Origin of the sequence: Serratia sp. CY83965, from assembly GCF_052166375.1 — a bacterium.
In the GTDB taxonomy this organism is placed as follows: domain Bacteria; phylum Pseudomonadota; class Gammaproteobacteria; order Enterobacterales; family Enterobacteriaceae; genus Serratia; species Serratia marcescens.
On the sequence record NZ_JBJNOV010000001.1, the window covers coordinates 1,398,344 to 1,422,245 of the forward strand.

At 58.2% G+C, this 23,902-nt stretch carries 24 protein-coding genes and 3 tRNA genes; 10 read left to right on the forward strand and 17 right to left on the reverse strand.

Annotated features, from left to right (window positions below; translation table 11 throughout):
• The first annotated feature begins 34 nt into the window (after positions 1-34).
• The 5 genes from sufC (at position 35) to ACJ8PL_RS07105 (ending at position 5,027) form a co-directional block, all read left to right on the forward strand.
• The gene (gene sufC / locus ACJ8PL_RS07085; RefSeq protein ID WP_016927936.1) at positions 35-781 is read left to right on the forward strand and encodes a Fe-S cluster assembly ATPase SufC; all 747 of its coding nucleotides are present in this window, start codon (positions 35-37) and stop codon (positions 779-781) included.
• A complete protein-coding gene (sufD, locus tag ACJ8PL_RS07090) occupies positions 756-2,042 on the forward strand; it encodes a Fe-S cluster assembly protein SufD (RefSeq protein ID WP_004931361.1) in 1,287 nt (428 codons plus the stop codon). The genes sufC and sufD overlap by 26 nt, the downstream gene beginning before the upstream one ends.
• Positions 2,039-3,265 carry a cysteine desulfurase SufS gene (sufS, locus tag ACJ8PL_RS07095; RefSeq protein WP_033640497.1) on the forward strand — a complete coding sequence of 409 codons (1,227 nt, stop codon included), beginning with the start codon at positions 2,039-2,041 and terminating at the stop codon, positions 3,263-3,265. Before sufD ends, sufS begins: the two co-directional genes overlap by 4 nt.
• A 35-nt stretch (positions 3,266-3,300) precedes the next feature.
• Positions 3,301-3,717 (forward strand): cysteine desulfuration protein SufE, encoded by a 417-nt coding sequence (gene sufE, locus ACJ8PL_RS07100; protein WP_079451306.1) that lies wholly within the window; start codon positions 3,301-3,303, stop codon positions 3,715-3,717.
• A 296-nt stretch (positions 3,718-4,013) separates the two neighbouring features.
• The gene (locus ACJ8PL_RS07105; protein ID WP_004931356.1) at positions 4,014-5,027 is read left to right on the forward strand and encodes a L,D-transpeptidase family protein; all 1,014 of its coding nucleotides are present in this window, start codon (positions 4,014-4,016) and stop codon (positions 5,025-5,027) included.
• Between the two features lie 143 nt (positions 5,028-5,170).
• Here the strand turns inward: ACJ8PL_RS07105 and ACJ8PL_RS07110 are convergent, their stop codons facing one another.
• The 7 genes from ACJ8PL_RS07110 to ACJ8PL_RS07140 all read right to left on the reverse strand — a co-directional run bounded on the left by ACJ8PL_RS07110 (position 5,171) and on the right by ACJ8PL_RS07140 (position 9,777).
• Positions 5,171-5,407, reverse strand: coding sequence for a major outer membrane lipoprotein (locus ACJ8PL_RS07110; RefSeq protein ID WP_004931354.1), 237 nt, complete (start codon positions 5,405-5,407; stop codon positions 5,171-5,173).
• 308 nt (positions 5,408-5,715) lie between these two features.
• A complete protein-coding gene (gene pykF, locus ACJ8PL_RS07115; protein WP_016927933.1) occupies positions 5,716-7,128 on the reverse strand; it encodes a pyruvate kinase PykF in 1,413 nt (470 codons plus the stop codon).
• Between the two features lie 393 nt (positions 7,129-7,521).
• Entirely contained in the window at positions 7,522-7,827 is a 306-nt protein-coding gene (locus tag ACJ8PL_RS07120; RefSeq protein ID WP_016927932.1) for a hypothetical protein, read from the reverse strand.
• 121 nt (positions 7,828-7,948) lie between these two features.
• Positions 7,949-8,025: transfer RNA gene (locus tag ACJ8PL_RS07125), tRNA-Val, on the reverse strand.
• A 20-nt stretch (positions 8,026-8,045) separates the two neighbouring features.
• Positions 8,046-8,122: transfer RNA gene (locus tag ACJ8PL_RS07130), tRNA-Val, on the reverse strand.
• Positions 8,123-8,142: 20 nt separating this feature from the next.
• Positions 8,143-8,219, reverse strand: a tRNA-Val gene (locus ACJ8PL_RS07135).
• Between the two features lie 181 nt (positions 8,220-8,400).
• The gene (locus tag ACJ8PL_RS07140; protein ID WP_028128174.1) at positions 8,401-9,777 is read right to left on the reverse strand and encodes an MATE family efflux transporter; all 1,377 of its coding nucleotides are present in this window, start codon (positions 9,775-9,777) and stop codon (positions 8,401-8,403) included.
• A gap of 239 nt (positions 9,778-10,016) precedes the next feature.
• Between ACJ8PL_RS07140 and ACJ8PL_RS07145 the strand changes: the two genes are divergently transcribed.
• Positions 10,017-10,667: a riboflavin synthase gene (locus tag ACJ8PL_RS07145; protein WP_016927930.1), complete on the forward strand. Its 651-nt coding sequence runs from the start codon at positions 10,017-10,019 to the stop codon at positions 10,665-10,667.
• Positions 10,668-10,721: 54 nt separating this feature from the next.
• Entirely contained in the window at positions 10,722-11,015 is a 294-nt protein-coding gene (locus tag ACJ8PL_RS07150) for an I78 family peptidase inhibitor (RefSeq protein WP_016927929.1), read from the forward strand.
• Between the two features lie 72 nt (positions 11,016-11,087).
• Here the strand turns inward: ACJ8PL_RS07150 and cfa are convergent, their stop codons facing one another.
• Together cfa and punC are read right to left on the reverse strand one after the other, a co-directional pair.
• Positions 11,088-12,239: a cyclopropane fatty acyl phospholipid synthase gene (gene cfa / locus ACJ8PL_RS07155; protein WP_004931341.1), complete on the reverse strand. Its 1,152-nt coding sequence runs from the start codon at positions 12,237-12,239 to the stop codon at positions 11,088-11,090.
• A gap of 344 nt (positions 12,240-12,583) precedes the next feature.
• Positions 12,584-13,795 (reverse strand): purine nucleoside transporter PunC, encoded by a 1,212-nt coding sequence (gene punC, locus ACJ8PL_RS07160; protein ID WP_274985405.1) that lies wholly within the window; start codon positions 13,793-13,795, stop codon positions 12,584-12,586.
• Positions 13,796-13,918: 123 nt separating this feature from the next.
• Between punC and punR the strand changes: the two genes are divergently transcribed.
• Complete coding sequence (punR, locus tag ACJ8PL_RS07165; protein WP_089184537.1) at positions 13,919-14,875, forward strand: DNA-binding transcriptional activator PunR; 957 nt, start codon at positions 13,919-13,921, stop codon at positions 14,873-14,875.
• On the opposite strand, the gene purR is transcribed toward punR, so the two are convergent.
• Complete coding sequence (purR, locus tag ACJ8PL_RS07170; RefSeq protein WP_004931336.1) at positions 14,863-15,888, reverse strand: HTH-type transcriptional repressor PurR; 1,026 nt, start codon at positions 15,886-15,888, stop codon at positions 14,863-14,865. The two genes, punR and purR, sit on opposite strands and share 13 nt — an antisense overlap.
• A gap of 324 nt (positions 15,889-16,212) precedes the next feature.
• On the opposite strand from purR, the gene cydH reads away from it, so the two are divergent.
• Positions 16,213-16,302 (forward strand): cytochrome bd-I oxidase subunit CydH, encoded by a 90-nt coding sequence (gene cydH / locus ACJ8PL_RS07175; protein ID WP_004931335.1) that lies wholly within the window; start codon positions 16,213-16,215, stop codon positions 16,300-16,302.
• 64 nt (positions 16,303-16,366) lie between these two features.
• Here cydH and sodB read toward each other — a convergent pair whose 3' ends face one another.
• Positions 16,367-16,945, reverse strand: coding sequence for a superoxide dismutase [Fe] (gene sodB / locus ACJ8PL_RS07180; protein ID WP_004931333.1), 579 nt, complete (start codon positions 16,943-16,945; stop codon positions 16,367-16,369).
• Between the two features lie 199 nt (positions 16,946-17,144).
• A complete protein-coding gene (locus ACJ8PL_RS07185; RefSeq protein ID WP_049300308.1) occupies positions 17,145-17,963 on the reverse strand; it encodes a C40 family peptidase in 819 nt (272 codons plus the stop codon).
• Positions 17,964-18,379: 416 nt separating this feature from the next.
• Between ACJ8PL_RS07185 and ACJ8PL_RS07190 the strand changes: the two genes are divergently transcribed.
• On the forward strand, positions 18,380-18,727 hold the full coding sequence (locus tag ACJ8PL_RS07190) for a Grx4 family monothiol glutaredoxin (RefSeq protein ID WP_004931329.1): 348 nt from the start codon (positions 18,380-18,382) through the stop codon (positions 18,725-18,727).
• 68 nt (positions 18,728-18,795) lie between these two features.
• Here ACJ8PL_RS07190 and rnt read toward each other — a convergent pair whose 3' ends face one another.
• The 5 genes from rnt to eptA all read right to left on the reverse strand — a co-directional run bounded on the left by rnt (position 18,796) and on the right by eptA (position 23,863).
• A complete protein-coding gene (gene rnt / locus ACJ8PL_RS07195; protein ID WP_016927925.1) occupies positions 18,796-19,479 on the reverse strand; it encodes a ribonuclease T in 684 nt (227 codons plus the stop codon).
• 79 nt (positions 19,480-19,558) lie between these two features.
• Positions 19,559-19,966, reverse strand: a complete 408-nt coding sequence (gene gloA, locus ACJ8PL_RS07200; protein ID WP_004931325.1) for a lactoylglutathione lyase — start codon at positions 19,964-19,966, stop codon at positions 19,559-19,561.
• A 342-nt stretch (positions 19,967-20,308) separates the two neighbouring features.
• Positions 20,309-21,412, reverse strand: coding sequence for an alkene reductase (locus tag ACJ8PL_RS07205; RefSeq protein ID WP_016927923.1), 1,104 nt, complete (start codon positions 21,410-21,412; stop codon positions 20,309-20,311).
• 89 nt (positions 21,413-21,501) lie between these two features.
• Positions 21,502-22,122, reverse strand: coding sequence for a TetR/AcrR family transcriptional regulator (locus ACJ8PL_RS07210; RefSeq protein ID WP_079449299.1), 621 nt, complete (start codon positions 22,120-22,122; stop codon positions 21,502-21,504).
• A gap of 103 nt (positions 22,123-22,225) precedes the next feature.
• Entirely contained in the window at positions 22,226-23,863 is a 1,638-nt protein-coding gene (gene eptA, locus ACJ8PL_RS07215; protein ID WP_079451304.1) for a phosphoethanolamine transferase EptA, read from the reverse strand.
• Positions 23,864-23,902: the final 39 nt, after the last annotated feature.

Here is a 23,902-nt window from a genome sequence, read left to right on the forward strand (position 1 = left end):
TTTTAGCGCCGTCGGCGCTATCTGAGGACACAGCATGTTAAGCATCAAGAATTTGAAAGTCAGCGTGGAAGGCAACGAGATCCTCAAGGGATTGGATCTGGAGATCAAACCGGGCGAAGTGCACGCCATCATGGGGCCGAACGGCTCGGGCAAGAGCACGCTGTCCGCCACGTTGGCCGGGCGTGAAGAATATGAAGTGACCGAAGGGGAAGTCACCTTCAAAGGCAAGGATCTGCTGGAGCTGGATCCGGAAGATCGCGCGGGCGAGGGCGTGTTTCTGGCCTTCCAGTACCCGGTGGAGATCCCCGGCGTCAGCAACCACTTCTTCCTGCAGACATCGGTCAACGCGGTGCGCAAATACCGCGAACAGGAGCCACTGGATCGCTTTGACTTCGCCGATTTCATCGAAGAGAAAATCGCGCTGCTGGACATGCCGGCCGATCTGTTGACCCGTTCGGTCAACGTCGGCTTCTCCGGCGGCGAGAAAAAACGCAACGACATTCTGCAGATGGCGGCGCTGGAACCGGATCTGTGCATTCTCGATGAAACCGACTCCGGCCTGGACATCGATGCGCTCAAGATCGTCGCCAACGGTGTCAACTCGCTGCGGGACGGCAAGCGCGCCTTTATCATCGTCACCCACTACCAGCGCATTCTGGACTATATCCAGCCGGATTACGTACACGTACTGTCGCAGGGGCGCATCGTCAAATCCGGTGATTTCTCGCTGGTGAAACAGTTGGAGGAGCAGGGCTATGGCTGGCTTACCGACCAACAGTAATTCAAACGCGCTGCAGCAGCTGTATCGCCTGTTCGAAGGCCGCGGCGGCGAGCGTTCGCCGCATGCGCTGGCGCACTGGCAGCAGGCGCTGCGCCTCGGCTGGCCGACGCGCAAGCATGAAAACTGGAAATACACGCCGCTGGAGAGCCTGCTGGAGCAGCAATTCCTCGAACCGCAGCCCGCCCCGGTGAGTGCAGAGCAGCTCGATGCGCTGGCGCTCGGCATCGATGCCTGTCGGCTGGTGTTTATCGACGGCCGCTACAGCGCCGCGCTGAGCGATGGCGACTTGGGCGATTACCAGTTCGAGTTGACCGCCTATGGCACGCCTCAGGCGTTGCCGGAGCCGATCCAGCCGGAGATTTTTCTGCACCTGACCGAAAGCCTGGCGCAGGAAACCAGCCTGATTCGCTTGCCGGCCGGCAAGATCCCTGCACGCCCGCTGTATCTGCTGCACATCAGCAGCGGACGCGGCGCAGCCGGGGAAGTGAACACCGTGCATCACCGCCATCATCTGGAGATCGGGCGCGGGGCTGAGGCGGAAGTGATCGAACACTACGTCAGCCTGGGCGAGGCCGCACACTTCACCGGCGCGCGCCTGACCGCCAATGTGGCGGACAACGCCGGGCTGTTGCACTGCAAGCTGGCGTTTGAGAGCCAGCCAAGCTACCACTTTGCCCACAACGATCTGGTTATCGGCCGCGACGCGCGGGTGAAAAGCGACAGCTTCCTGCTGGGCGCCGGCCTGACGCGGCACAACACCAGCGCGCAGTTGAACGGCGAAGGCGCGAATCTGGTGATCAACAGCCTGGTGCTGCCGGTGGGCAAAGAGATTTGCGACACCCGCACCTATCTGGAGCACAACAAGGGCTATTGCGAAAGCCGGCAGCTGCATAAAACCGTGGTCAGCGATCGCGGCAAGGCGGTGTTCAACGGCATGATCAAAGTGGCCAAGCACGCGATCAAAACCGACGGCCAGATGACCAACCATAACCTGCTGTTGGGCAAGGTGGCAGAAGTGGATACCAAGCCGCAGCTGGAGATCTACGCAGACGACGTCAAGTGCAGCCACGGCGCCACCGTGGGGCGCATTGATGAAGAGCAGCTGTTCTATCTGCAGTCGCGCGGCATCGACAAGCACGCGGCGCAGCAGATGATCATCTTCGCCTTCGCCGCCGAGCTGACCGAAGGCATCGCCAACGACACCATCCGGGAACGGGTGCTGGCTCGCATCGCCCAGCGCCTGCCGGGGGAGGCTGCATGAGTTATCCGATTGAACGCGTACGCGGCGATTTCCCGCTGTTGGCGCGTGAGGTGAACGGCCAACCGCTGGCCTATCTCGACAGCGCCGCCAGCGCGCAGAAACCGCAGGCGGTGATCGACCGTGAGCTGGAGTTCTACCGCCACGGTTATGCGGCGGTGCATCGCGGCATCCATACCCTGAGCGCCGAGGCGACTCAGCAGATGGAAGCGGTGCGGGAACAGGCGGCGCGCTTTATCAATGCCGCCTCGGCGGAAGAGATGGTGTTCGTCAAGGGCACCACCGAAGGCATCAACCTGGTGGCCAACAGCTTTGGCCGCCACCTGCTGCAGCCGGGCGATGCGATTCTCATCACCGAGATGGAGCACCACGCCAACATCGTGCCGTGGCAGATGCTGGCGCAAGAGCGTGGGTTGCAGCTGCGGGTGTGGCCGCTGCAGCCGGACGGCACGCTGGATCTGGCGCGGTTGCCGGAACTGGTCGACGCGTCCTGCAAACTGCTGGCGCTGACCGAGGTCTCCAACGTGCTGGGCACCGTCAACCCGGTGCGCGACATCATCGCCCGCGCCAGAACCCTGGCACCGGATCTGACGGTGCTGGTGGACGGCGCGCAGGCGGTGATGCACCAGCGCGTCGATGTCCAGGCGCTGGACTGCGATTTCTACGTGTTTTCCGGCCATAAGCTGTATGGCCCTTCCGGCATCGGCATGCTGTATGGCCGCCAGGCGTTGTTGCAGCAGATGCCGCCGTGGGAAGGGGGCGGCTCGATGATCCGGCAGGTCAGCCTGACGGCGGGCACCACCTTCGCCGATCCGCCGTGGCGCTTCGAGGCCGGTTCGCCGAACACCGCCGGCATCATGGGGCTGGGCGCGGCGTTTGATTACGTCGAAGCTTTGAGCCTGAATGCGATCCACGATTATGAACAGTCGCTGATGCATTACGCGCTCGAGGCGCTCAAGCAGGTGCCAACGCTGAAAATCTATGGTCCGGCGCATCGCGCTGGGGTGATCGCCTTTAATTTGGGGGAACACCACGCCTATGACGTCGGCAGCTTCCTCGATCAGTACGGTATCGCCATTCGCACCGGCCATCACTGCGCGATGCCGCTGATGGCGTTTTATCAGGTGCCGAGCATGTGCCGCGCTTCGCTGGCGTTATATAATACCCGCGAAGAGGTGGACCGGCTGGTGGCCGGGCTGCAACGCATTCATCAGCTATTAGGCTAGGCCGGGGCGCGTCCCCGGCGTACAAAAGGATCCCCATGGCGAATTTGCCGGACAAAGATAAATTGGTGCGTAATTTCTCCCGCTGTCTGAACTGGGAGGAGAAATACCTGTACGTGATTGAACTCGGCGCCAAATTGCCGCCGCTGGACGAGGCCGAGCGGCAGGCCGGCAACCTGATCTCCGGCTGTCAGAGCCAGGTGTGGATCGTGATGCGCCGCGATGAGCAGGGGCAGGTCGAGTTTCACGGCGACAGCGACGCGGCGATCGTCAAAGGGCTGCTGGCGGTGGTGTTCATTCTTTATCGTCAATTGACGCCGCAGCAGATCGTCGATCTCGATGTGCGGCCGTTTTTCACCGAGCTGGCGCTCAGCCAACATCTGACGCCTTCGCGCTCACAGGGGCTGGAGGCGATGATCCGCGCCATTCGCAGTAAAGCGGCGCAGATGGCCTGACCTATAACGCCCTCATCCTCAAGACTCATTGATATCTTCGCTTTGTCAATGAGTCTTTACAATTCACGGTTTTCCCCCGAACAACGCGCCCAATTCAGTGATATTTCAGCAGCTTATCTGTTGACGTTTCGTTGACAATCAATGACGGCGATTACGTTATAACGTGTTGATTTTTAGAGGACTTATTGCCTTTGATACCAGCGTTGCTAGTATTAATCAGGTATTGTCTGATTTACCCACCACCAGGCGCTCGTTAGCCTTGTGGGCGAACCGTCATAAAAAATATAGGGATGATAATGAAACGTGCGTTGAGTTTAATGGGCATGGTCTTCGCCACCGTATTGGCCGGCACGCAGGCCGCCAGTGCGACCGAGTACCCGCTGCCGCCGCCGGACAGCCGTCTGATCGGCGAAAACACCACTTATACCGTGCCAAACGACGGCCGCCCGCTGGAAGCCATCGCCGCTGACTACAAGATCGGTCTGCTGGGCATGCTGGAAGCCAACCCTGGCACTGACCCGTTCCTGCCCAAGCCGGGTACGGTGCTGACCATTCCGACCCAAATGCTGCTGCCTGACACCAAGCGTGAAGGGATCATCGTCAACCTGGCCGAGCTGCGCCTTTATTACTACCCGAAAGGCGAGAACAAAGTGATCGTCTATCCGATCGGCATCGGCCAGACCGGGATGCACACGCCGCTGGAGGTGACCTCCATCAGCCAGAAGATCCCTAATCCGACCTGGACGCCCACCGCCAACATCCGCAAGCGCTATCAATCCCAGGGCGTGACGTTGCCTGCGGTGGTGCCGGCCGGCCCTGAAAACCCGATGGGGCTGTTCGCCCTGCGTCTGGCGATGGGGCGCGGTGAATACCTGATCCACGGCACCAACGCCAACTTCGGTATCGGCATGCGCGTCAGCTCCGGCTGCATTCGTCTGCGTCCGACGGACATCGAGGCGCTGTTCAACATGGTGCCGCGCGGCACGCGGGTGCAAGTGATCAACGATCCGGTGAAGATTTCCGTCGAGCCGGACGGCAAACGCTATGTGGAAGTGCACCAGCCGCTGTCGCGGGTAGAAAGTGATGATCCGCAGACCATGCCGATCGCGTTGTCTAAAGCGGAGAAAGCCTTTGCGGCCGATGGGCAAACCGATCGCGCCGTATTCGATAGCGCGGTTGTACGCCGTTCTGGCATGCCGGTGCTGGTCAACGTAGGGGAGAGCCCGTCGGCGGTGAGTTTGACGCCTGCAGCGGCTCCTGCGGCGAATAAGAGCCCATTCAAGGCAGCGCCAATCAGTTCGGTGAACTAAGTTTGCAGGATTGAGCGGTCGAAGAGGGGTTCAGCGTGCTGAACCTCTTTTTTTTGCCTGCCGTGCAGGCAACATCCAGTGCTGACGGACAGACAAAAAAAAACGGCGCACAATGTGCGCCGTTTTCAATAACCAAAGCTATCTTACTTTTTGTAAGCGTGAGCTTGGTTGTCCAGACGCTGGTTAGCGCGTGCTGCGTCGTCTTTAGCAGCTTGAACGTCAGAACGCATTGCGTTCACGTCGTTGCTCAGCTGATCAACTTTAGCGTTCAGAGTCTGAACGTCAGAAGACAGTTGATCGATTTTAGCGTTGCTAGAGCAGCCAGCCAGCAGAGTGGAACCCAGGATTACCGCGCCCAGTACCAGTTTAGTACGATTCATTATAACACCCTCTAGATTGAGTTAATCTCCATGTAGCGTTACAAGTATTACACAAACTTTTTTCGAAAGAGAATAATTTTTTAGTGTTGAGGTGCTTTATTTTGATCGTTCGCTCAAACTTGCATCTGGTTTTACAAATTAGTTAAAAAAACGAGGGAAAACAGCCGGCTTCCATGGGACTACTCCGATTCTTTATTAGCTAAATAATGAGCGGATCGCGGTTGCGTTTTGAGAAAAATAGTTTACTGCTGATAAAAAAAACGCCGCAAAGCGGCGTTTTGATCAAGACAATTATGTCACGTTTTATATTACAGCACGTGTACCGAGGCCGTGTTGGTGGTGCCGCTTGGCACCAGCGCGCCGGAAACCATCACCACGACGTCGCCTTTCTGCGCCAGGCCGCTGGCCAGGGCGGCTTCTTTACCGATGCGGTAGAAGTCGTCGGTAGAGGCGATTTCCTTGACCATCTGCGGAATGACGCCTTTGCTCAGCACCAGCTGATGCGCGGTAGTTTCATTGGTGGTCAGCGCCAGGATCACCGCGTTCGGGAAGTATTTACGCACGGATTTCGCCGATTTGCCGCCGCTGGTGGCGACCACGATCAGCGGCGCGTCCAGTTTCTCGGCGGTTTCAACCGCGCCGCGGCACACCGCTTCGGTGATGCGCAGCTTGCGGCGATCGTTCAGGGAGTCGATGCGGCTAGGCATCACGCGATCGGTGCGCTCGCAGATGGTCGCCATGATGTTGACCGCTTCCAGCGGGTATTTGCCCTTGGCGCTCTCGCCGGACAGCATGACGGCATCGGTGCCGTCCAGGATGGCGTTGGCGACGTCGCCGGCTTCCGCGCGGGTAGGGCGCGGGTTTTTGATCATGGAATCGAGCATCTGGGTGGCGGTGATGACCACTTTACGCGCGCGGTTGCATTTCTCGATCATCATCTTCTGGGCGAAGATCACTTCTTCTACCGGGATCTCGACGCCCAGATCGCCACGGGCAACCATGATGCCATCGGACGCTTCGAGGATTTCGTCGAAGTTGTTCAGGCCTTCCTGGTTTTCGATCTTGGAGATGATCTGGATCTGCTCGCCGCCGTGGGCTTTCAGGTGCTCGCGGATCTCCAGCACATCGGAGCGTTTGCGGATGAAGGATGCCGCCACGAAGTCGACGCCTTGCTCGCAGCCGAAGATCAGGTCGCGTTTGTCTTTTTCGGCCAGCGCAGGCAGCTGGATGGACACGCCCGGCAGGTTGACGCCCTTGTTCTCGCCCAGGTCGCCGTTGTTCAGCACCTTGCAAATGACTTCGTTCTCGGTCACGTTGGTGACTTCCATGCCGATCAGGCCGTCGTCAACCAGCACGGTGTTGCCGATCTTCAGGTCGGCGGCGAAGCCGGCGTAGGTGACCGCTACGCGATCGCTGTTGCCGATCACGCTCTGGTCGGTGGTGAAGGTGAAGGTTTGGCCGGCGACCAGCGAGGCGTCTTTACCGCCTTCCAGTTTCATGGTGCGAATTTCCGGGCCTTTGGTATCCAGCAGGATGCCGGCGTTGATACCGGTTTTCGCCATCACGGCGCGCATGTTCTTGATGCGGTTGCCGTGCTCTTCATAGTCGCCGTGAGAGAAGTTGAGACGCATCACGTTCATGCCCGCATTAAGCAGGTTGGTCAGCATTTCTTCCGATTCGGTTTTTGGACCGATGGTACAAACAATTTTGGTCTTTTTCATGGCGGAGTTTTCTACAAGTTGTGATGGATAAAAAAACGAATTTGACCGGCGTTGTTTACGCCGATAGGGAATTTGAGCCGTGCCTGGTGGTGAAAAACATAGTTAAGGATAGGTGACGACAGTTGAAGTGGGGCGGAAAAATTCAGCCCGCGCGGGGGCGCGGAGATGCTGCGCAACGGGGTGAGATCACATCGTGTTGTTATTGCGTTTTCGCAGATCAAGGGCTGAAACCATTCAACTGATAGACGTTGCGCATTATAAAGGCTAAGCGGCGGGAAACAAAATAAAAAACCGCGGCGGTGTGGCGGATATGTCAAAACGGGGGCAAATGTGGCGCAAATGCAACGCGTTGCGCACCGCTTGTTGCGCAAATAACCTTGCTGTAAATATGGCTTAGCGCGTTTGCGGGATTTCCAGCAGCACGCCAGCGCTCAGGCAGAAGCAGCCGCTGGCGACGTTGGCCGGCAGGGTCAGGCTCTCGCCGGCACGTACTATCCGGGTGTCGCCGCCGAGGGTGAACTCGAATTCGCCGGATATCACCCGGGTTTGCCGCGCGTGCGCGGGCTTTTGCAGTTGGCCGAAGGCGCCGGCCTCGAAACGCACTTCCGCCGCCGGCGAACCGTCGCTCATCACGCCTTCACGGCGGGCAAGGCCATTGTCGAGCGGTAAAAAGGCGGTTTTGGCGGTGAAGGTGGTCATGTGGCGTTCCTGATGGCTGATGGCGGTAGTTCGGCGCAATCGACATGAAAAATCGAACGGTCGGGCAGAGACGAAACAACGGGAAGTATAACGCGATAGGGGAAGAGATGAATCAGCAATATGGTGCGTCCGAGTGGACTCGAACCACCGACCCCCACCATGTCAAGGTGGTGCTCTAACCAACTGAGCTACGGACGCACTGCGCTGCTTCTGAAATTTGGTGCGTCCGAGTGGACTCGAACCACCGACCCCCACCATGTCAAGGTGGTGCTCTAACCAACTGAGCTACGGACGCACTGTACTGCTTCTGGAATTTGGTGCGTCCGAGTGGACTCGAACCACCGACCCCCACCATGTCAAGGTGGTGCTCTAACCAACTGAGCTACGGACGCATCTTTTCCTGTCTGTCATGGCTGACAGCGGGGACGAATATTAACGAGCTACCTGCGTGCTGGCAAGGGGAAAAGCGCAATTTTATTCGGTATTTCACGCGATTGCTGAGGTTGTGCGCAGTCCGGCGTTTTTTTCCGCAAACCGCGACCCGGCCGGGGAGGAAACCGGCCGGGCGCGGGTTCAGCGCGTGGATCGCTGCAGAATGACGGCGGTCGGCTGTTTCTGCAGCCAGCGCATGCGCAGCGCCATCATGATGGCGGCGAAGGTCAGGCCGATGATAAAGCCGATCCAGAAACCGCTTGGCCCCATCGCCGGCACCACCGCATCGGTTAACGCCAGCAGATAGCCGCTCGGCAGGCCCAACACCCAATAAGCGATAAAGGTGATGAAGAAGATCGCGCGGGTATCTTTATAACCGCGCAGCACGCCGCTGCCGATCACCTGGACCGAATCCGAGATCTGGTACAGCGCCGCCAGCAGCATCAACTGCGAGGCCATCGCCACCACCGCCGGGCTGTCGTTGTACAGCAGGGCGATCGGTTCGCGGAAAGTGGCGGTAAACAGCGCGGTGCAAACGGCCATGGTGATACCGACGCCGATGGCGGAGTAAGCGGCGACGCGCGCGCCTTCGACCGAACCTTCCCCCAGACGATAACCGACGCGGATGGTGGCGCCGACGCCCAGCGACAGCGGCAACACGAACATCAGCGCGCTGAAGTTAAGCGCGATCTGGTGGCCGGCGACCGCGACGATCCCGAGCGGCGACACCAGCAGCGCCACCACGGCGAACAGGGTGACTTCGAAGAACAGCGCCAGCGCCACCGGCATGCCGATGCCGATCAGGCGCTTCAGCGCCGCCCAGTCCGGGCTGCCGAGATCGCCTGCCTGTCGCTTGATGTCGCGCTGCGACGGCGCGCGCTTCACGTACCAGCGCATCATCAGGAACATGATCCAGTAGACGCTGCCGGTGGCGACGCCGCAGCCGACGCCACCCAACTCCGGCATGCCGAACTTGCCGTAGATAAAGATGTAGTTGATCGGGATATTCACCAGCAGGCCGAGGAAGCCGATCACCATGCCGGGCTTGGTTTTGGACAGCCCTTCACACTGGTTGCGCATCACCTGGAAGAACAGGTAACCCGGCGCCCCCCACATGATGGCGTGCAGATAACCGACGGCTTTATCCGCCAACTGCGGATCGATGTTGTGCATCATGTCGATGACGAACTTGCAGTTATACAGCACGACGATCAACAGCACGGACACGCCGGAGGCCAGCCAGAAGCCCTGACGCACCTGATGGGCGATGCGATCGCGACGGCCGGCGCCGTTGAGCTGGGCGATCACCGGGGTCAGCGCCAGCAGCAGGCCGTGGCCGAACAAAATGGCCGGCAGCCAGATCGAGGTGCCGACCGCCACCGCCGCCATGTCGGTGGCGCTGTAAGCGCCGGCCATGATGGTATCCACCACGCCCATGGCGGTTTGCGATATTTGCGCGATGATGACTGGGATAGCGAGAGCCAATAAACTACGCGCTTCAATTAAGTACTTCTGCACGCATACACCTTTTCTATTTATATATGTGGGAGGGAGGGCTGCCGCGAGAGGACAACAATTAAAATAGCGGAATTTTGTCAAAAAGATTGTACCTGCTCGGCGCCGTTAAGCAAACGCCGCAGATAAAGAGTTATTAAATGCGCAGCCATTCGTTTTTTGCCGTCGCGGATTTGGTTTTCAGCGCCAACTGGGGCAAACTGCCGGTAGCGTTTTAACCTATTTAGCAAGAAGAGGCACATATGTTCACCGGTATCGTACAAGGCACCGCGCCGTTGGTCGCCATTGATGAGAAACCCAATTTCCGCACCCACGTGATCGAAATGCCTGCCGAGCTGCTGCCGGGGCTGGAGCTGGGCGCGTCGGTGGCGCATAACGGCTGCTGCCTGACCGTCACCGCGGTGGAAGGCAACCGCGTCAGCTTTGATTTGATCAAGGAAACGCTGCGCCTGACCAACCTCGGCGATCTGGCGCTGGGCGACATCGTCAATATCGAGCGCGCGGCGAAATTCAATGATGAAATTGGCGGTCATTTGATGTCCGGCCATATTATCTGCACGGCGGAAGTGGCCAAAATTTATACCTCGGAAAATAACCGCCAGGTGTGGCTGCGCATGCCGAATGCGGAATTGATGAAATATGTGCTGCACAAAGGTTTCATCGGCATCGACGGCATTAGCCTGACCATCGGTGAAGTGGTGAATAACCGTTTCTGCGTGCACCTGATCCCGGAAACGCTGGATCGCACCACGCTGGGTAAGAAACGCCTCGGCGACAAGGTGAACATCGAGATCGATCCGCAAACGCAGGCGGTGGTGGACACCGTCGAGCGCGTGCTGGCCAATCGGGAAGCGACGTTGGCCGCGGCGATGGCGCCGGCGCACAAAGACTGACAGCGATTCTGGCGTGACCGTCGGCATCGAATCATAAGCAGAGAGGAGAAACGCGTGAAGTTTTATGGGAAAACGTTGTTGTTAACCGCGTTGCTGGCGCTGAGCGCCTGCAGCAGTTCGCCTGAGCAGGGCGCTGGCGCACAAATGGCCGATGCGGACGATACCTGTGGCGCATCGCAGTATCAAAACTTCGTCGGCAAACCGATGACCTCGTTGGAAGGCGTGCGGATCGACGCCAAGGTGCGAGCGATTCCGTACAACTCTGCCGTCACCATGGATTTCAACCTGCGCCGCCTGAACTTCCTTGGCGACAGCGACGATAAAATCATCCGCGTTTACTGCGGCTAAGCCGCCTGGTTAGAAAGAACAAAAAAGCCCCGGCGATGAGGTTGCCGGGGCTTTTTTTATTAGGGGGAGCGTTCAGCGTGCGACGCGGATGCCGCCTTCCACGCCTTTCGGGCTGAACACCACCTGCCATAGCTGCAGATCGCGCGCCCGGAACGCGCCGGCGCAGGCGTTCAGATAATAGCTGAACATCCGTTCGAAGCGCTCGGAATAGCGCTCGGCGAGCTGCGGCCACGCCTGTTTGAAGCGCTCGAACCAGGCCATCAGCGTGCGATCGTAGTCGGCGCCGATGTTGTGCCAGTCTTCCATCACGAAATGGCCTTCGCTGGCCTCGGCGATATGTCTCACGGAGGGCAGGCAGCCGTTCGGGAAGATATATTTGTTGATCCAGGGATCGACGTTCATGTCGGTCTTGTTGGAGCCGATGGTGTGCAGCAGGAACAGGCCGTGCGGCGCCAGATTGCGCTCCACCACGTCGAAATAGGTGCGGTAGTTTTTCGGCCCGACATGCTCGAACATGCCAACGGACACGATGCGATCGAACTGCTGATGCAGATCGCGATAATCCTGCAACAGGATCTGCACATCCAGCCCGGCGCAGCGCGCCTGAGCCAGCTTCTGCTGTTCGGCGGAAATGGTCACGCCGACCACCGACACGCCGTAATTTTTCGCCGCATAGGCGGAAAGGCCGCCCCAGCCGCAGCCGATGTCCAGCAAACGCATGCCCGGCTGCAGCTGCAGTTTCTCGCAGATCATCCGCAGCTTGGCTTCCTGCGCTTCCTCCAGCGTGGTGGCGTCTTTCCAGTAGCCGCAGGAATATTGCATGTAAGGATCGAGCATCAGGGTAAACAGATCGTTGCCAAGATCGTAATGCTCTTTGCCGACGATCCAGGCGCGCTTTTTCGATTGCAGATTGGTCAGGCGCGCGGCGGCGATACGCAGGGTATCTTTCAGGTGGTGGGGGAGTTTCTTCTCCAGCCCGGCGCTGACCACGCGCTGAAAGAACATATCCAGCCGCTCGCACTCCCACCAACCGTCCATATAGCTTTCGCCCAGGCCCAGTGACCCTTGCTGCAAAACGCGTTTAAAGAATTCGGGATTTTTAACCTGAATATCGAAAGGGCGCGATCCGTTGATTTCGATACCGGCCAGACCGAGCATTTCGTGCGCGATACGGTACCACTGGTTATCCTGGATGCTCAGATCTTCTATACACGATGAACTCATAGCTTCTCCATCACCTTCTTCTGACTGATGACCCGTTAGGAAACAGCTTAGACAATTTCTGCGGGTGCATACGTATACCAACGGGAAATAAGCCCGCGGCGTCTGATATCCGACTATGAACAGAGGAAATTTAAAGAAACGGCCCGACGCAAACGGCGCAGGATAAACGCCTCTTTAAAAAAAGAGTGTGACGCAAGGCGCGTACACAATAGCTGATTGAGATATAGAGATTATAAGGTGTTACTTTACAAGGTTGTTTTTGAGTATAGGCGTGCCGAGGCGTTGACTCAACTGTAAATCGCACTCGGCACGCATATTCTTTAAGTGATTATTAATCTTGGTAATTATGACGCTGAGTTAGCATGTTCCCGCTGTGCCTTTTGCTGCGCATCGGCCGCTTTTCCCCGCTGCAGGAAATAACCCAGCGCGGCCAGGACTACCGTAGATACCATCACCGTCACCGTTGCCAACAGCGGCTGGGCAATAAACGCCGACACCAGCATGCTTGCCACAAAACACAGCCCCAATTGCAGCGTATTTTGCAGCGCGGCGGCTTTACCGCTGCTTTCCGGGAATGGCATCAGCGCATTCGCCACCATGATCGGGTAGCCGGCGCCGTTGACCAGCGCCATGACGCAGAACGGGATCAGCAGCGTGGTGAGCGTCGGATTGGTCAGGGTCGCCACCAGATACAGGGCCACCATGCTGACAGCATAAGCTACCAGCAGCCACGGCAGCAGGGTTTTGCCATTGATGCGCTTGAGCGCGGCGCGGCAGCCATAGCCCCCCAATAGGAAAGCCAGCGTCTGCGGCACATAGCTCAGACCGATGTCGCTCGGGCCGTAGCCCATATCACCGAGGATGAACGGCGAGCCGGTCAGCCAGGCAAAGAAGCCGGCCGAGCAGGCGGCGTACATAGCGACGTTGCCGCTGAACACCGGGGATTTCAATAATTGCCAAAAACTGACGCCGCTTTTTGGCGCATCGGCGGCGGGTTGCGTTTTGGCGTGATCTTTGAGCAGCAACGTCGGCAGCAGCAGCAGGGCGGTGATGGCCAACAGCACGGCGAAGATCGCGCGCCAGCTGGCGTGGTTCAGCAGCCAGGCGCCAAGCAGCGGCGCCAACGCCGGCGACAACGCCACCAGCGGCATGATGGTGGCGAATACGCGGTTGGCCTGGCCTTCGCGATAGCGGTCGACCACCAGCGCTTGCCAGATGGCGGCGGCGGAACAGACGCCGACGGCCTGAATAAAGCGCAGTATCCAGAGCTGCACGGCATTTTCCACCCACAGCATGCCCAGGCAGCCGAGCGCGAACAGCGACAGGCCAATCAATAATACCGGTTTGCGGCCCAGTCGGTCGGAGAGCGGCCCCCACAGCAACTGCGCGAAGGCGAAGCCGGCCAGAAAGATGCTCAGGCTGGCGCTGACCGCGCCGGCGGAAATTTGCAGTTCCTCCCGCATGGCGCCGAAGGCGGGCAGGTACATATCGGTCGCCAGATAACCCAGCATGCTCAGGCCGGCGAGGTAGAACATAAAACCAAAGGAATTTCGCATGGTATTTCTCGTTAATATTTTAGTGTCGCAGGTTTTTAGCGCCGGCCAGTGTATCCGGCTGGATCTCTGCTTGTGAAACGGTAATATTTGCAAAGTGCTGTTAAAAAAATTGAAGGCAAAGCGATGTGGTCTGAATATTCTCTTGAAGTTGTTGACGCGGTGGCGCGCACCGGTAGTTTCAGCGCGGCGGCGCAGGAGCTGCACCGGGTACCGTCGGCGGTGAGCTATACCGTGCGGCAACTGGAACAATGGCTGGCGGTGCCGCTGTTTGAGCGGCGTCACCGTGATGTGGAGTTGACGCCGGCCGGCGCGCTGTTTATCAAGGATGCGCGAGTTGTTATCAAAAAAATGCTCGACACCCGCCGCCACTGTCAACAGGTGGCCAACGGCTGGCGCGGCCAGCTGAATATCGCAGTCGACATCATCGTCAAACCGCAGCGCAGCCGCCAGCTGGTGCTGGATTTCTACCGCCATTTCCCCGACGTTGAACTGATGCTGCAACCCGAGGTGTTCAACGGCGTGTGGGATGCGTTGGTGGACGGCAGGGTGGACATGGCGATCGGCGCCACGCGCGCGGTGCCTGTCGGCGGCGGCTTCGCTTTCCGCGACATGGGGGATATGAACTGGCTGTGCGTAGTCAGCCCACAGCATCCGTTGGCGCAGCTGGCAGGGCCATTGAATGACGATCGGTTGAGGCCATACCCTGCGCTTTGTCTGGAAGACACCTCGCGCAATCTGCCCAAGCGCGTCACCTGGACGCTGGATAACCAGCGGCGGCTGGTGGTGCCGGACTGGACCTCGGCGCTCGACTGTTTGTGCGCCGGATTGTGCGTCGGCATGATGCCGGCGCATCTGGCGCTGCCGCTGGTGCAGCGCGGTGAGCTGAAGGCGTTGCAGTTGCAGCAGCCGTTTCCCGCCAGCCCCTGTTGCCTGACCTGGCAACAGGATAAACCGTCACCGGCGATGAGCTGGCTGCTGGCGTATTTGGGCGATGGCGAGACGCTGAATCAGGAGTGGCTGAGTGAGGCCGCACCGGAAGCCGCGCAGGCCTCCGGCAGGGAAGATGATCAGCGACGGTAGTCGATGAACGGACCATCGGCGACCGAACGGCGTTCGACCAGCTTCGGATGCACTTCGATCACCTGCGATTCTTCGCGCTTGCTGATGATGCGATCCAGCAGCATGGTGAAGGCCATTTCTCCCAGGCGTTCTTTCGGCTGGTGAATGGTGGTCAGCGCCGGGGTGAAGTAGCGGGCGTTGCGCACGTTGTCATAGCCGATCACGGAAATATCCTGCGGCACTCGCAGCCCCAGCTCGTCAGCGGCGCAGATGGCGCCCATCGCCATGATGTCGCCGCCGCAAAATACCGCGGTCGGCCGCTGTTTTTGCGATAGGATTTGGTGCATCGCCTTGTAGCCGGACTCCGGCTCGAAGTCACCCTGGACGATCCACTCTTCGCGAATGTCGATATGCGCTTCCTGCAGCGCCTTCATAAAGCCCTGATGACGGCCGCCACCGGTGTTGCGCGACAGCTGGCCCGGGATGGCGCCGATATCGCGGTGGCCGCGCTCGATCAGGTAACGGCCGGCCAGATAGCCGCCTTCGAACGCGTTATCGATGATGGTGTCGGTGAAGTCGCCGCGCGCGGCGCCCCAGTCCATCACCACCATCGGGATATTACGGTAGTCCTCCAGCATGCCCAGCAGTTGATCCGGGTATTCGGAACACATGACCAGCAGGCCGTCGACGCGCTTTTGCGCCAGCATCGCCAGGTAGGCGCGCTGCTTGTCCAGATTGTTGTGCGAGTTGCACAGGATCAGGGTGTAACCTTTGCTGTAGCAGCTGTTTTCCACCGCCTCGATCACTTCGGCAAAATAGGGCGCTTCGCTCGAGGTGGCCAGCAGGCCGATCGACTTGGTGTGATTGACTTTCAGGCTGCGCGCCACGGCGCTCGGCGAGTAGTGCAGCTCTTTGATGGCGGCCCACACGGCCGCTTTGGTCTCTTCGGCGACGAAACGAGTCTTATTGATGACGTGCGAAACGGTGGTGGTGGAAACGCCCGCGCGTTTGGCCACATCTTTAATCGTTGCCATGTAAGGAATGACTCCTGAACTCACATGTTTACAGCATGTAAGTGTGATGTTAATCGTTTGCCTACGTAGATCCTTCTCCAGAGAAGCGAAAACTGAGTTTTTAGTGTGTTGAAGTCTTCAGCGCTTAATCAGGAGGGGCATGGATGCCGGTACGCAGTTGTGAACTGCGAATTTTGTCGCATATTGAACAAAAGTGGAAGAGGTAATCGAGATTATAAACCGGGAAATGATAACAAGATTTTATCGGCGAACTGTGGGAAAATGATTTGACGTACTAATTGTGCGCCTTTTATCCTTAGGAAAGCCCATTTTAAAGGAGTTGTCATGGATACCGATCTGAAGATGTCTCTGTTCACTACCGTCGGCGCGTTGGCGATGATCATCGCTTTCAGCTTTGTCGCCGCGTTGAACTGATTTCCCGCCAGTTTTAAAAAAGGCGCAGCCAAGCTGCGCCTCATCACTTAGGCAAGGCCTGCGCTTACGCCAGGTTTTCCGCCGCAAATGTCCAGTTGACCAACGCCCAGAAGTTTTCCAGGTATTTTGGACGCGCATTGCGGTAATCGATGTAATACGCGTGTTCCCACACGTCAACGGTCAGCAGCGGTTTATCTTCACCGGTCAGCGGAGTTGCCGCGTTGGAGGTGTTGACGATCGCCAGCGCGCCGTCCGGTTTTTTCACCAGCCAGGTCCAGCCGGCGCCGAAGTTTTTCACGGCGGCATCGGTGAACTGTTCTTTGAACGCAGCGAAAGAGCCGAAGGATTTGACGATCGCGGCCGCCAGTTCGCCCTGCGGTTCACCGCCGCCCTGTGGCGACAGGCAGTGCCAGTAGAAGGTGTGGTTCCACACCTGTGCGGCGTTGTTGAACACGCCGCCGTTGGAGGTCTTGATGATCTCCTCGAGCGATTTGCCCTCGAACTCGCTGCCTTTCACCAGGTTGTTCAGGTTAACTACGTAGGTATTGTGGTGTTTGCCGTAGTGGTATTCCAGGGTCTCGGCGGAGATGTGCGGCTCGAGCGCGTTTTTCTCATACGGTAATGCAGGTAATTCAAACGACATTGCTTCCTCCTTTACAGCGCCACTTTTTTCCCGCCGAGGCGGGAGCCAGATGGGCCGTTTTTTATTGTGGTCATTCAATCTTAACAATTTTCATCATAAAAAACAGGAGGAAAAGCGAGAAATGCGCGTGGGAGAGTGCGATGGGCGATAGCTTGAGCAGGCGGTTGCGACCGGGGCCGCAACCGCGCAGAACAGGGAATTAACGGATGGTTTTCGGCGTCACTACGCGGCGTGCGCCGATGTAGTGGTTCTGCCAATAGTCGTTGTCGAGCTGGCTGATGCGGATCTCTTCGCCGGTGCGCGGCGACTGGATGAATTTGCCATTGCCGAGATAAACGCCGACATGATCCGCCACGCCGCGGTTGTTGATGCGGAAGAACACCAAATCGCCGCTTTCCAGTTCGCTTTTCTTGATCGGCGCCGCGTCTCGCAGGTGATACATTTCGTTGGCGGTGCGCGGCATCTTGATTTTCACCACGTCTTTATAGGCGTAATAGATAAGTCCGCTGCAGTCGAAGCCGGTGCGCGGCGAGCTGCCGCCCCAGCGGTAAGGTTTGCCCATCTGATCCATCAGCTTGGCCATCGCGGTCTGCTTGGCGTGCTGGTAACGCTTTTTGTGCGCCGGGCTGAGTTTCAACGGTTTTTCATCACGCGCCAGCTTGGCGGTAGCCATACCGGCGTCGCGGTGGCGGCCATAGCCTTTTTTATAGCCCTTTTTCGGCGGGGTGACTTTAATTTTGGCGATTTTCTGCGCTTTGGCCTTGGGTTTGGCGCTGACGATCTTTTTCGCGCTTTTCTCGCTTTTGACCTTGGCGGTCCTGGTTTTTTTCTCGGGGGCCGTCACTTTGGCTTTTTTGGCGGCTTTATCCGCTTTCTTTTTTCTGCGGTCATCGGGCCGCGCTTCATTAGCATGGCTTTTACGCTGCTCGGCGGCAACGCGCGCCTGTGGCGCAGCGTGCGCCAAATTGAAGAAGAGCTGCGTAAACAGCAGCGCAAAGAGCGTAAGAATTAAACGCATGTCGACGTCACCAACCTTGGCCCCGAAACGGATATCGAAAGAGTTACAGTATTCCCGAACTTCGCCATATAAAACAGCGAAGAACTCATAAATAATAATCCATATTGTGAGAAAACGTTAATGACATTTTTTTTGGTTTAAAATCAGCCTGTTGATGTATAAAAAAGCGCCAGGCGACGGTGGCGGATATAATTAAGCCGCGCCGTCATCGCGGCGCAATATATTAGTGAAATGGTCGGATTAAAAATGTTATTCTCAACGTATGTTTTGACCGGAATGACGTGGCCGGTGAAACGCGATCGGCGGCGGGCGAATATCCTTGCAAAAGATGGCGTTTTCTTGCGACTGTTCCAGCCGCTACAATAGCCCGCGTGATGCATGTTGTAGCCATGAAATGTGGCTTGAGGAAGCAATAAATGACGACGACACTTGAAAAAATTCAGCACCAGATCGCTGAAAACCCGATTCTGCTGTACATGAAAGGTTCGCCAAAGCTGCCGAGCTGCGGCTTTTCCGCGCAGGCTGTGCAAGCGCTGTCCGCCTGCGGCGAGCGTTTCGCCTACGTGGACATTTTGCAGAACCCGGACATTCGCGCCGAGCTGCCAAAATACGCCAACTGGCCGACGTTCCCGCAGCTGTGGGTAGATGGTGAGCTGGTTGGCGGTTGCGATATCATCATCGAGATGTATCAGCGCGGCGAACTGCAGCAGCTGATCAAAGAAACGGCAGAAAAGTATAAAGCGCAAGAAGACCAGCAGTCTTAATCGACGGGCTTGCGATTATCGCGTAACGGGCGGCGCCAGTGCAAACTGGGCCGCCTTTTTTGTTGATTTTATTCGGCGAGATCGCCGGCGGGCAGCGGCCAGCCGCCGAGACGTTTCCAGCGGTTAACCAGCTCGCAAAACAGCAGGGCGGTTTGCTCGGTGTCGTACAGCGCAGAGTGCGCCTGGCTGCTGTCGAACGGCATACCGGCCGCGATACAGGCTTTCGCCAACACCGTTTGGCCCAGCACCAGGCCGCTCAGCGCGGCGGTGTCGAAGGTGGCGAACGGATGGAACGGGTTGCGCTTCAGGCCGGCACGTTCGGCCGCGGCCATCAGGAAGCTGTGATCGAAGTTGGCGTTGTGCGCCACGATAATGGCCCGGTTGCACCCGCGATCCTTGAGCCCTTTGCGCACCGCTTTGAAAATGGCGTGCAGCGCGTCGTATTCGCTGACCGCGCCGCGCAACGGGTTGTGCGGATCGATGCCGTTAAACGCCAGCGCTTCCGGCTGCAGGTTGGCGCCCTCGAAAGGCTCCACGTGGAAGTGCAGGGTCTCGTCCCGCTGCAGCCAGCCATCTTCATCCATTTTCAGCGTGACGGCGGCGATCTCCAGCAACGCATCGGTATTGGCGTTGAAGCCGGCGGTTTCAACATCTATTACTACGGGATAAAACCCACGAAAACGACCACTCAGGGCGTTAAGATCACTTTTTTCGGCCATCAGTTTCTTATCTTCATCGAATGCAGCGCGCATTATGGCAAATTTTGCGCCCGGTTGCAGGCGCTATCGCGCGGAGAATCAGCAGGGCGCCAGCGCGCCCTGAAGGGGAGGCTTAGTGGCCGAGGCCCTGACCGGCGTGTTTGTTTTCGATCAGCTCAATTTTGTAGCCGTCCGGATCTTCGACGAAGGCGATGACCGTGGTGCCGCCTTTCACCGGGCCGGCTTCGCGGGTGACTTTGCCGCCTGCGCGACGGATGCTGTCGCAGGTGGCGGCAACGTCGTCCACGCCCAGCGCCAGGTGGCCGAAGGCGGTGCCCATGTCGTAGCTGTCGGTGCCCCAGTTATAGGTCAGTTCGATAACCGCGCCTTCGCTCTCTTCCGTATAGCCGACGAAAGCCAGGGAGTATTTGTACTCCGGGTTTTCGCTGGTGCGCAGCAGGCGCATGCCTAATACCTTGGTGTAGAAGTCGATGGCGCGTTGCAGGTCACCGACGCGGATCATGGTATGGAGTAAGCGCATAATTCCTCTGAATTGACTGTGCCGTGGCAGACGGCGGGTGGATTGAAGCACAAGCGAGTATAGCCTTGTCCCGCAAGGGAATTCAACGTAACGAGTTGGTGACAATGTCACTTAATGGTCTCGCGTCGCAGGTGTCTAAATATTGATCGAGCGTACCGATCGATACAGAGTAATTGATCTGCACAATCAATTATCTATTCCAGCGGCGATCGTGTAAAAATCGAACGGCAATAAAGATCAACACCAGGGAACACCGGCCCGCCTCGTGCGGGCCTTTTTGCGTTTGCGCGCGACGCATAAAAAACGGCCATGCGATTGCGTGGCCGTTGGAGTCAGGACGGGTTACTTCGCCAGAAACGGATAGTCGGTATAGCCTTCGGCGCCGCCGCCGTAGAAGGTTTCCGGCTTAGGTTCGTTCAGCGGGGCGTGCTGACGGAAACGCTCTACCAGATCCGGGTTGGCGATGTAGCTGCGGCCGAAGGCCACCGCGTCGATAAAACCTTTTTCGATCAACGCTTCGGCTTTTTCAGCGGTGTAGGCGCCGGCGCCGACGATCACCCCTTTAAAGTGGGCGCGCACCGAGTCGCGGAAGGCGTCGGAATACGGTTTGCCGCCGGCCCAGTCCGGTTCGGAGATGTGCAGGTAAGCGATGTTGCGCTTATTCAGCTCTTCCACCAGATACAGCGCCGCTTCTTCCTGATCTTCGCCGTTGTCCAGCCCGTTGAACGGCCCCAGCGGCGAGATGCGGATACCGATGTGTTCGGAACCCCATTCGGCGATGGTGGCGTCGACCACTTCCAACGTCAGGCGGGTGCGATTCTCGATGCTGCCGCCGTATTGATCGGTGCGTTGGTTGGAAGCCGGTGACATGAACTGGTGCAGCAGATAGCCGTGGGCAGCATGCAGCTCGATGAAGTCGAAGCCGGCTTCGCGCGCGTTAGCGGTTGCTTGGCGGAAATCGTTGATGATGCCCGGGATCTCGCTGGTTTCCAGCGCGCGCGGTGTGGAGGTCGGTACGCGCACCCAGGCGCCGGTTTCATCTCGCACGGTGGTGCGGGTTTCGGCGTTGATTGCCGAAGGCGCGACCGGCGCTTGTCCGCCCGGCTGCAGGCTGGCGTGGGAGATGCGGCCTACATGCCACAGCTGTACGGCGATGTGGCCGTTTTTGTCGTGTACCGCCTGCGTGATGTGTTTCCACGCGGCGATCTGTTCCGGGGTATGCAGGCCCGGCGCGCCGGCGTAGCCTTTCGCCTGGAAGGAGATCTGCGTCGCTTCGGTCACGATCAGGCCGGCGCCGGCGCGCTGCGCATAGTATTCCGCCATCAGTGGCGTAGGAATATCGCCCGGTTCGATGCTGCGCAGACGCGTCAGCGGAGCCATAAACACGCGGTTGGGCAGGGTGACGGCGCCAACCTTCAGCGGAGAGAGCAATTTTTCAGTCTTCATAGTGCATCCTGTATTTAATAGACCGGTCGTCTAGTGATGGGCGATAAAAAAACACGAACTGCATTTTTCACGAAAAAAGACGGTTGTCGTTACCGTTGCGGCGGGCGCAGCAGCAACTCGATGCTTTCCAGCGCACTGGTTAACGGCGCCAGCGAATGACGGATCTTGGCGCGCAGCGAGGCACCGAGCCACAGTGAATACAGCGTTTCTGCAGTCGCCGCCGGGCTCATGGCCACCGACAGCGAGCCCTCGGCGATACCGCGCTCGATGGCCTCCTGCAGATGGCCGATCACGCGAGCGGTGCCCGTTTCCAGCGCATGGCGCATCGGTTCCGACAGATCGCTCACCTCGGCGGAAAGTTTCACCGCCAGGCAGGCGTTGTGGCATTCGCTGCGGCAGTGGTAGCTGATAGCCTGGGCGTAATAGCCGAGCAGCTGGTGGCGGGCATCGCCGCGTCTGTCGGCAAACAGCGCCTGCATTTCTGCATCATAATGCGCGAAATAGCGCTGCAGCATCGCTTCGCCGAAGGCTTCCTTCGAGCGAAAATAGTGGTAGAACGAGCCTTTCGGCACGCCCGCGGTGGCCAGCAGTTCACTCAGCCCCATGCCGGTAAAGCCCAGGCGCAGGCTGAGGGTTTCGCCGGTGGCGAGCAGATGTTCACGTGTATCCACGTTGCAATGCGTTGATTTGGTCATCATGGCGCCGAGCATAATAGACCGATTGGTCTAGGTCAATGGGAATAAAAAAACCGGCGCACAAAACGCCGGTTTGTCTGCAAGACATTGTGCCCCAGCGGCACGCGGAAGTTAAGCGCTACGCCGCGTTGCGGCAACGCTGCAGGATATCCAACTGGGATTGATATTCGCGGGTCTGTACGTTCAGCATGCCCAACAGGGTGTGGAACAGGTTGTCCTGTGAAACCTCGTCCTTTTCCGCCAACGTATTCAGACACTGGCGATCGATGTCGAAATTGCGCTGATAGTCGGCCGACATCCACATCAGGAAAGGCACGTGCGTTTGTTGGCTTGGCGCGAAGACATAAGGCGTGCCGTGCAGATACATGCCGTTCTCCCCCAGAGATTCGCCGTGATCGGATAAATAGACCAGCGCGGTATTGAACCGATCGTCATACTGCCGCAGCAGCTTGATGGTGGCATCGAGCATCGCGTCGGTATACAGGATTGAGTTGTCGTAGGTATTCACCAACTGTTCATGGCTGCAATCCTGGATCTGATTACTGTTGCAGGTCGGTGAAAACGCCTGGAACTCTGGCGTGCTGCGGCGATAGTAAGCCGGGCCGTGGCTGCCCATCTGGTGCAGCACGATCACACCATCGTCTTTCAGGCTATTGATGTAGTCGTTCAGCTTGTACAGCAGCACGTTGTCCATGCAAACCTCGCCGTCACAGTCCTGCGGCAGTTTCAGCTTGGTCATGTCGATGTGCGGCACCCGGTCGCAGGCGCCTTTGCAGCCGCCGTCGTTATCGCGCCACAGCACATTGACGCCGGCATGCGCCAGCACGTCGAGCATGCCTTCCTGGTGCGTCGCCTGAGTCGCGTCATACTCCTTGCGTGGCATGTTAGAGAACATGCAGGGCACGGAGATCGCCGTTTCGGTGCCGCAGGAACTGGCGTTCTTGAAGTAGACCACGTCGTCCTGCTTCAGGTGCGGGTTGGTTTCGCGCCCGTAACCGCCGAGGGAGAAGTTTTCGGCGCGGGCGGTTTCGCCCACGACCAGGATCACCAGCGTTTTCTTGGTCTGCCTGGCGATCAGCGGCCCTTTACGCGCATCTTCGCCGATCTTGACCAGCGGCAGATTGCGGGTGAAGTAACGCTGTTCGGTAAACTTGATGGTGCCGGCCACGAAGTTGGAAGGCGTCAACATCTTCACCACGCTTTTATTGTTGCGGATCAGCGAAGCGTAGTCTTTGTAGAACAGCGCGGCGACGATCAGGATCACCACCAACGACAGCATGACGTTGGCGGCGCGCAGCCCGACCATGTACCACCAGGGGCGAGTCTGGCGAATTTGGGTGAAGCAGACCGCCACCGCCGGCAGAATGCCGAGCAGCGCCAGCCACAATCCCATGCGCGGCGTCAGCAGCGCGGTCGCCTCCTGGGGGTTGGTTTCGAAGGCGTTTTGCATCATGTTGCCATCGATCACCACACCATAGCTGAACATGAAATAGTTGGCTGCGGCGCTGCCGAGCAAGAAAAAGATGATCAACGGCTTACGCAGGTAGGGCACGGTCAACACGCTGAAGATAATATTCAGCGCACAAAAGATCACCACCGGCATACTGGCCGCGAAAATCACGCTGTGGACGCTATCGAAGGTGATATACGACCAGGCGCGATGCAGGAATAACGCGTTTTGAAACAGAGTGAAGAACAGGGCGGCGGCGAGGGTAAAACCGAGGCTGTTGCACTGTAAGCGTTGACGTAACCACATTGCCAATGTCGGGATCCTGAAAGTAGATAATGTCGTGAA